Source organism: Larkinella punicea, from assembly GCF_003334855.1.
GTDB classification, from domain to species: Bacteria; Bacteroidota; Bacteroidia; order Cytophagales; family Spirosomataceae; genus Larkinella; species Larkinella punicea.
In genome coordinates this window covers 67,077-75,708 of record NZ_QOWE01000036.1, presented here as the reverse complement: position 1 = coordinate 75,708, position 8,632 = coordinate 67,077, and the positions used below count along the sequence as shown (strand labels likewise).

General features: G+C 52.4%; 4 protein-coding genes. 2 read left to right on the top strand and 2 right to left on the bottom strand.

What is annotated here, in order from left to right; all coding sequences use genetic code 11:
• Positions 1–242 precede the first annotated feature (242 nt).
• Positions 243–2,915, bottom strand: a complete 2,673-nt coding sequence (locus tag DUE52_RS30545; RefSeq protein ID WP_114409937.1) for an ABC transporter permease — start codon at positions 2,913–2,915, stop codon at positions 243–245.
• Between the two features lie 108 nt (positions 2,916–3,023).
• Positions 3,024–3,362, bottom strand: coding sequence for a PadR family transcriptional regulator (locus DUE52_RS30540; protein WP_114409941.1), 339 nt, complete (start codon positions 3,360–3,362; stop codon positions 3,024–3,026).
• 337 nt (positions 3,363–3,699) lie between these two features.
• On the opposite strand from DUE52_RS30540, the gene DUE52_RS30535 reads away from it, so the two are divergent.
• Positions 3,700–6,084 carry an ABC transporter permease gene (locus tag DUE52_RS30535; protein WP_114409936.1) on the top strand — a complete coding sequence of 795 codons (2,385 nt, stop codon included), beginning with the start codon at positions 3,700–3,702 and terminating at the stop codon, positions 6,082–6,084.
• Positions 6,085–6,189: 105 nt separating this feature from the next.
• Entirely contained in the window at positions 6,190–8,616 is a 2,427-nt protein-coding gene (locus DUE52_RS30530) for an ABC transporter permease (protein ID WP_114409935.1), read from the top strand.
• The last annotated feature ends 16 nt before the right edge of the window (positions 8,617–8,632 follow it).

The window sequence follows — 8,632 nt, the reverse complement described above, 5'->3', positions numbered from 1 at the left end:
TTGGGTTTATGGTCAGCCATGTTGGTACAAGTATAATTGAAGGGCGTACTCAACAGATACTCAATATATTCATGCTGTGCAATCATACGCCTAAACTCTTAAATTTGATCCACAAGCGAAAGTCCTAGAATGTTAAATCATAAAGAGGCCACCCGCGCGGTGAAGAATGATAAAGTAACCGGGTTGCATCCGCCCTTTATCATTTAACATTCATCATTTGATATTTATCATTCATTAACTTTTCATTCCGAACGCAATGACTTCACCGGATTCATCAAAGCGGCTTTGATGCTTTGGAAACTGACGGTTAGCAATGTAATCACCAGCGCGCCGACACCCGATGCGGCAAAAATCCACCAGGAAAGCTCGGTGCGGTAGTCGTACTGCTGCAACCAGCTACTGAGGAAATACGCAGCGACGGGCGTGGCAATCCCGAAGGCAAGCAGGACTAACACCACGAAGTCTTTCGACAATAAACGCCACAGGTTGAGCACCGATGCGCCCATTACTTTCCGCACACCGATCTCTTTGGTGCGTTGCTCTGCGACAAACGACGCCAGCCCAAACAAACCCAGGCAGGAAATGAAAACGGCCAAAACCGCAAAGAAGGTCGCCAGCTTACCAATCCGCTCTTCGGCCCGGAACTTGGCATCGTATTCTTCATCGGCAAATTTGTACTCAAACGGGGCCGCCGGAATCAGCTTTTTAAATACCGCTTCAATGTGGGCTAACGCATTGCCGGCATCAGCGCCGGGCCTGATTTTGATGTTGATCCAGTTGGGCGAGCCAAACAGGAAGAAAACCGTGGGTTTGATCGGCTTGAAGGGCGACTCCATCACCATGTCTTTCACCACGCCCAAAATCCGGAATTGTTTTTCCACATTGTTGGTCATCCATTGGCTCTTCCAGCGAACGAATTCGCCCACGGGTTGCCGAAAACCCAGCAGTTTGGCGGCTGTTTCGTTGATGACAAACCCGGCGGAATCGGACGCCAGTTCTTTCGAGAAATTCCGGCCGTCAATAAATTGCCAGCCGACGGTTTCGGCGTATTCGGGCGAAACCGTTAGCGTAGCAAATCGCTCGCTCAAACCGGGCGGCATGCCTTTCCAGCTAAATCCCTCATTCGACGACCAGACACCCGTGATCGGGCTTTGCGACTCGGCTACTTCGCTCACCACGCCGGTATTTTTCAGTTCATTGCGTAGCAACGCGGTTTTTCCGTAGAAATCGGCCGACTGCATCGGCACCAGCAACAGCCCATCGCGGGCATAACCGACCGGACGGTTTTTTGCAAACTGAATCTGCCGGTAAACGACCAGGGTGCTGATGATCAGCGCAATGGAAACCGTGAACTGGGTCACTACCAGAATCTGGCGGGGTATGGAAGCCGACCGGCCCCGCTGCAACCGCGCCAATCCGCCCCCCTTCAGGACCTGAATGGGCTGAAACGAAGTCAAATACAAGGCCGGGTAGCTGCCCGCCAGGAAACCCGTTATCCCAATGAAACCAAGGCAGAATAACCAGAAATAGCCATTCGCCCAGGGAATCGTCATCTGTTTGGCGGCCAGGTTATTGAACCACGACAACGAAACCGTTGCCAGCAGCAGGGCAATCAGAAAGGACAGGAAAACCACCAGCAGGGATTCGCTGAAAAACTGACCCACCAACTGGGAACGACGCGAACCGACGGTTTTCCGGATGCCCACTTCCTTGGCGCGTTTTTCGGAGCGGGCTGTCGAGAGGTTCATGAAATTGATGCAGGCCAACAGCAGCACGAAAAAACCGATCAGGCCCACCATCCAGACGTATTGAACCGGCCCTTTCCCGACCACACCGTTTTTGAAATCCGAATACAAATGCCAGTCGCGCATCGGATGCAGCCACATTTGCGGCCGGGTTACGGCTTCTTCCTTCATACTCTCAAGGTGCCGAATGACGTTCAGTTCGGAGTCTTTGATGGTCGCCGTGGCTTTGTCAAAGTCAGTATTCGGCTGAATTTCCACGTAAATTAAAAGGGCGTGGTTATCCCATTTCTTTTCCCTCATATACCGGTTATGGGCCACGAAATATTCCCAGGACGCCAGAAACTGCGCATCGTGGAACTGGGTATTTTGCGGTAAATCTTCATATACTCCGGTCACTTTTACCAGCCAATCCGTGTTGATCTTCACCGGTTTATTGATTGGATCAGCATCGCCGAACAGGGCTTTCGCCGTTGAAGCCGACAGCAGAATGGATTGGGGATCCTGCAAACCCGCCCAGGTGCCTTTTACCATCTTCAATGTCAGCATTTCCGGGGCTTCGGCTTCCATGAATTGCCCCCGTTTCGAGAGTTTTGTTTCACCCGCCGTTAGAATGTGATCGTCTGGGTGCGTTGAGGTTACGATGTGTTTAAAGGGACTGCTGTAGTTGCTTTTCAGTTCCTGAATAAAAGGATACGGCAGGGATTGCGACGTGTGCAGTTCGCCATTTACCACCTGATTCTGCATCACCCGGGCGATGCGATCGTAATGCTGGTGATACCGGTTAAACGACAATTCATCGTAAATCCAGAGGCCCGTCAACAGGGCCACCGCCATGCCCACCGCCAATCCACCCATGTTGATACCCGAATACCCTTTGTGTTTGACCAGATTGCGGAAGGCAATTTTGAAATAGTTTCGTACCATAACAGGATGTAGGAAAAATGGATTCGACTCGGCTTTTTTTCGTTTGTCCAGCGGCCGCAACAACTTCAACGCACTCAGGACATACCGCCAATCGGCTTTCCGTTCACCAACGGTTTTCACCCAATACGCATACAGTTCCAGCAAATCCCCCTGAACCTCTTCGACGGTGTTGGGATCACCCAGCCAGTCGAGCAGGGTGGTAGCCCAGCGGGGCGGTTTTGGATTCGATGGAGTGGAAGGTTTCATAAGTTTTTAATATCGAATAGCGAACACTAAATATCGAAGTGCATGCTCCGGATTCCGGTGTTCGTTATTCGATATTTAGTGTTCGTTATTCGATATTCATTGTTTCTTTCATCCTCCCATCAACTGCAACGTCTGCGGAGGCAGGGCATCCCACAACTGCTCACGGATGCTTTTCACTTCCATGAGTGCTTTGCGACCGGCGGCTGTCACCGTGAAAAACCGCTTCCGCCGACCTCCACGCTCGGCCGTGGCTCCGCTCATTTTCGACGACAGATACCCTTTTTCCTCCAGCCGTTGCAGTGTCGTATGAACCGTGCTGAAGCCCACCGCCCGCCCGGTTTTCTGTTCGATTTCCTGCGTAACGGTCACGCCGTACGCACTTTCGTCCAGCACGGCTACCGTCAACAAAACCACCTCTTCAAATTCTCCTAAAAAAGCCCTTTTCATGGCGCAGTGATATGATACGATAATGCCGATCAAATGCAGTGCCAACTGGTAGAAAACCGCTCTAACAGCCGTTAAACGCAGATTCCAGAAAAACCGGATGGAAAATGTGTCCGGTTTTGGACATTGTGACGTACCAAAACGGACAAGCCGGATGACGAGCCGGCGCCGGTGGCGGGATGAAGAACGAAGCCCTGTACATCGGCGGACAAACGATTGTACGATTTCGGACAAAGAAAGAAGAAATCATTTTGTAAAATACTGTTAGTCAGTGATATAATAGGCTCGGCATGGAAGTTGAGTGACCCAGGGCAACCGAACCGCTTTTCTAACTGGACCTATGCTGCGAAACTACCTGACCATCGCCTGGCGGAATATTCTGAAGGATAAATTTTACAGCCTGATCAACATTCTGGGCCTGACCATCGGCGTCACCTGCGGCCTGTTGCTGTTGCTCTACGTTACCGATGAGTTGAGCTTCGACCGCTACCATAAAAAAGCCGACCAGATTTACCGCATCGTCTCATACATCACCGAACCCGACAAAATCAACAAGTGGCAGAGCACGCAGCCGCCCCTGGTGACATCACTGAAACGGGATTATCCCTTCGTGGAAAACTACGTGCGGTTTTTTCCCAACGGCCGGGTGGCGTTCCGGCAGGGTGAGAAGCGGTTTTACGAAGAAGATGTCTACGCGGCCGACTCCACGGTATTCGACGTCTTTACCCACAAATTTATCGAGGGCGACCCCAAAACCGCGCTGGCCCGGCCCGGCAGCGTGGTGCTGACCGAGAAAACCGCCCGGAAATTCTTTGGCGAAGGTGCCGCGCTGGGACAGACGCTGCGTACCAACGACACGACTTCGTATCAGGTCACGGGCGTCATTGAAGACGTGCCCCGAAACTCACATTTTACGTTCAACGCGCTCCTGTCGCTGAGCCCCAACGAGCGGAAGGCCGACGGCTGGGGCGGTTTCTACATCGTCAGCTACCTGGTTTTGCCGAAAAACTTCGACACCAGCATATTGGAAAGCAAGTTCCCGCAACTGTACGACAAAAACATGGCGTCGATCTTCAAGCGGATGGGCATCAAGATTACGTACCAGTTGCAGCCGCTGACGAGCATTCACCTGTACTCCAAACTCGACGGCGAAGCCAACGGTGATATCAGTTATGTCTACATTTTCAGCGCCGTCGCCTTTTTCATGTTGCTGTTGGCCAGCATCAATTACATGAACCTGGCAACGGCGCGCTCGGCCAAACGCTCGAAGGAAGTGGGGCTGCGGAAAGTGATGGGGTCGCTTCGGAGCGCGCTGATGGCCCAGTTCCTGACCGAGTCGGTGCTGATGACGGTTTTGTCGCTCCTGCTGAGTCTGCTGTTTGTGGCGTTGCTGCTCCCGTTTTTCAATTCGGTTTCGGGAAAAGAGATTCAGTTTCGGGAATTGATTCAGCCGCAGTTCATGCTAATTGCCCTTTCCATTGTCGTTTTCACCGGTTTTATCAGCGGCAGTTACCCGGCTTTTTATCTGTCGTCCTTCGAACCGGCCACGGTGCTGAAAGGCTCGTTCAATGCCAAAGGCGGCAGTTTTTTCCGGAAAACGCTGGTGGTGGTTCAGTTCGCCATTTCGCTGATCATGCTGATTTGTACCTGGATTGTATACGACCAATTGAATTACATGCGGGACAAGGATCTGGGGTATGACCGCGAGCAGGTGTTGACCATCGATTACCAGGACCGCCAGCCCCGCGACCGCTACAACCGGCTGCGCAGCGACCTGTTGGCCAATCCGAACGTCCGCAGCGTGGCCACGGCTTCGTCGCCCACCAGCAACATTGGCGGGCGGGTTATTTTCGGCGTTGAATCCAACGCCGGTCTGAAAGAAATGGGCTTCAAACCGATGGGCGTCGACCACGATTACCTTCAAACGATGGGCATGAAAGTGGTTGCCGGACGGGCTTTTTCGGATAAAATTCCGGCAGATACGTCCAATGGCGTGCTGGTAAACCAGGCCGCCGTCAAACGCATGGGTTGGAAAGAACCACTGGGCAAGAAAGTGTTGCTGGGCGGTTTGCCGCAGGCCGGTCAGCCGGCTCCGCCGACGGCGCTGGTGGTGGGCGTAGTGAAGGATTTTCACCAGCAGTCGCTCTACATGCCCATCGAGCCGATGATTATGCTGTATCGGCCGAACAACGCCGTAATGCATATAAAAATCGATGCCAAAAATGCCGACAAAACCGTTGAGTTCATTGGTCAGAAATGGCGCGAAATCTACCCGGATCACCTGTTTGAATACCGGTTTCTGGACCAGGATTTCGAGTCGGCCTACAAAGCCGATGAGTTGCGCGGTCGGATTTTTACGGCCTTCTCCGGTCTGACGATTCTGATTGCCTGCCTCGGTTTGTTTGGCCTGGCGACGTTCACGACCGAACAGCGGGTGAAGGAAATCGGCGTTCGGAAAGTGATGGGCGCGTCGGTGTCGAGCGTGGTGCTGCTGCTTTCCAAAGATTTTACGAAACTGGTGCTGTTCTCGTTCCCGATTGCCATTCCCGTAGCCTGGTATTCGATGGACCGCTGGCTACAGCATTTTCCGTATAAAACCGACATCGGCGTGTGGGTGTTCGTGCTCGCCTGTGTGCTGACGTTGCTAATCTGCTGGACCACCGTGGTGTATCAATCCATCAAAGCCGCCATTGCCAACCCGGTGAAGTCACTTCGTTCCGAATAGAGTGAAGAGTTAAGAATTAAGAGTGAAGAATTAAGAGTGAAGAGTTAAAAATGCAGTCGCCAACTGCTCAAGCCGTTTTAACTCTTCACTCATAACTAAAAAGTTATGCTCAGAAATTACCTCAAAATCGCCATCCGAAACCTCCGCAAACAGCGGGGCTTTACGTTCATCAATATTTTTGGTCTGGCCACCGGTCTGGCCTGCTGTCTGCTGATTACGCTCTATGTCGTAGACGAATTGAGCTTCGACCGGTTTCACGAAAAAGCCGACCGGATTTACCGGATCAATACCGATATCAAATTTGGCGGCAATGACATGCACATGGCGACGTCGCCCGATCCGATGGGGCCGACCCTGCTGAAAGATTATCCACAGGTCGAAAACTTCGTGCGGTTACACGGGCGGGGTACGTTTCTGGTCAAGGAGACAGGGCAGACAAACAACCTGCGGGAAAACGACATCATTTATGCGGATTCGACGCTGTTCGATGTGTTTACGCTGCCGCTGGTGGTCGGCAATCCGAAACGGGCGCTGGTGGAGCCCAACACGGTGGTGATTAGTGAATCGGCGGCCAAACGGCATTTTGGTAACCAAAATCCGATGGGAAAAACGCTGCTGTTTGACAATGAGTTTACCTATCGGGTGACGGGTATCATGCGCGACATGCCGACCAACGCCCATTTCCGCACCGATTTTTTTGTCTGTATGCTGAGTGACAATTATGAGTGGGGAAGATGGCTTAGCAATAACCATCAAACTTATATTCTTCTAAAAGAAGGTGTTGATGCACAACGGTTTAGTCAGAATTTTGAAACCATCATTCAGAAATACGTGGGGCCGCAGGCGCAGGAGTTTGTCGGCACGACGATCGACCAGTTGCGCAAATCCGGAAATCGGTTCGACTATTCACTCATTCCGATGACCGACATTCACCTGCACTCAAAACAGACCATCGAACTGGCCCCCAACAGCGACATTCAGTACGTTTACACCTTCTCGGCGGTGGCGATTTTTATTCTGTTGATTGCCTGCATCAATTTCATGAACCTCTCGACGGCCCGTTCGGCCAACCGGGCGAAAGAAGTGGGTGTCCGGAAAGTGCTGGGATCGGTACAACGGCAATTGATCGGGCAGTTTATGACCGAATCGGTCCTGATGGCCATTCTGTCGATGCTTTTGGCGCTGGTGATCGTCGCGCTGACGTTACCCTTTTTCAATGACATTTCAAGCAAACAACTGACCATCGATAACCTGTTTAATCCACGATTCCTGCCGGTTTTGCTTGTCCTGCCGCTGGGCGTCGGTTTGCTGGCGGGGAGTTATCCGGCTTTTTTCCTGTCGTCGTTCCGGCCCATCAGCGTGTTGAAAGGCAAGATCAATCTGGGGCTGAAAAGTGCGGGTTTGCGGAGCGGGCTGGTGGTTTTTCAGTTCATGATGTCGGTGATTCTGATTGTGGGAACGATGGTGGTTTATCGCCAGATCAATTTCATTCAGACGAAAAAAGTGGGTTTCAACCGCAACCAGGTGCTGACCATCAACGAAGCCTACGCGCTGGGAAAGCAGACGCAGGCTTTCAAAGACGAGGTGCGGAAACTACCCGGTGTGATGAACGGTTCGGTGTCCGGCTATTTGCCCGTACCCTCGAGCCGGAGCGACAGTCCGCTGTTTCCGGAAGGGCAGGTTGCGCAGAACAAAGCGGTTTCGACGCAGCAGTGGGGTGTCGATTATGAGTATATCCCGACCTTGGGCATGGAACTGAAAGAAGGCCGGAATTTCTCGCGGGAGTTTGGTGCCGATTCGACCGGAATCATTTTGAATGAGACCGCCGTGAAGGTTTTCGGCTTTAAAAACCCGATTGGAAAACGGGTTTGGCGGATGCTGGACGATGAAGGAAAAGTCTTCAAAACCTACACGGTGATTGGCGTCGTGAAAAACTTTCATTTTGAATCCCTGCGGCAGAATATCGGTTCGGTGGCGTTGATGATGGACCCCAATCAGGGTGCGGTATCGTTCCGGCTCAGCGGCCAGGATATTCCGGCGCTGGTGAAACAGATCGAAGCCAAATGGAAACAAATGGCGCCGGGAATGCCGTTTAGTTATTCCTTTCTGGATGATAGTTTCGATGCCATGTACCGCGCCGAACAACGCGTTGGGCAGATCGTGCTGACGTTCTCGGTGCTGGCCATTCTGATTGCGTGCCTGGGGCTGTTCGGGCTGGCGGCTTTCATGGCCGAGCAGCGGACGAAGGAAATTGGCGTCCGGAAAGTGCTGGGGGCCACCACCGCCAGCATTGTGGGTTTGCTGTCGAAAGATTTTCTCCGGCTGGTGTTCATTGCCATTCTCATTGCCACGCCCATTGCCTGGTATGGCATGAATGCGTGGTTGAAAGACTTTGCCTACAAGATCGACGTGCCGTGGTGGGTGTTTGTGCTGGCCGGTACGGTTGCGGTTTTCATCGCCTTTGTTACGGTGAGCTTCCAGTCGATCAAAGCCGCTCTGATGAATCCGGTGAAGAGTCTGCGGAGCGAGTAAGCCGTCCGATCCCGGA

Bases quoted from the DNA above. Each gene is read 5' to 3' on its own strand.
- DUE52_RS30545 (WP_114409937.1), bottom strand. From the start codon at position 2,915: ATGAAACCTTCCACTCCATCGAATCCAAAACCGCCCCGCTGGGCTACC.
- DUE52_RS30540 (WP_114409941.1), bottom strand. From the start codon at position 3,362: ATGAAAAGGGCTTTTTTAGGAGAATTTGAAGAGGTGGTTTTGTTGACG.
- DUE52_RS30535 (WP_114409936.1), top strand. From the start codon at position 3,700: ATGCTGCGAAACTACCTGACCATCGCCTGGCGGAATATTCTGAAGGAT.
- DUE52_RS30530 (WP_114409935.1), top strand. From the start codon at position 6,190: ATGCTCAGAAATTACCTCAAAATCGCCATCCGAAACCTCCGCAAACAG.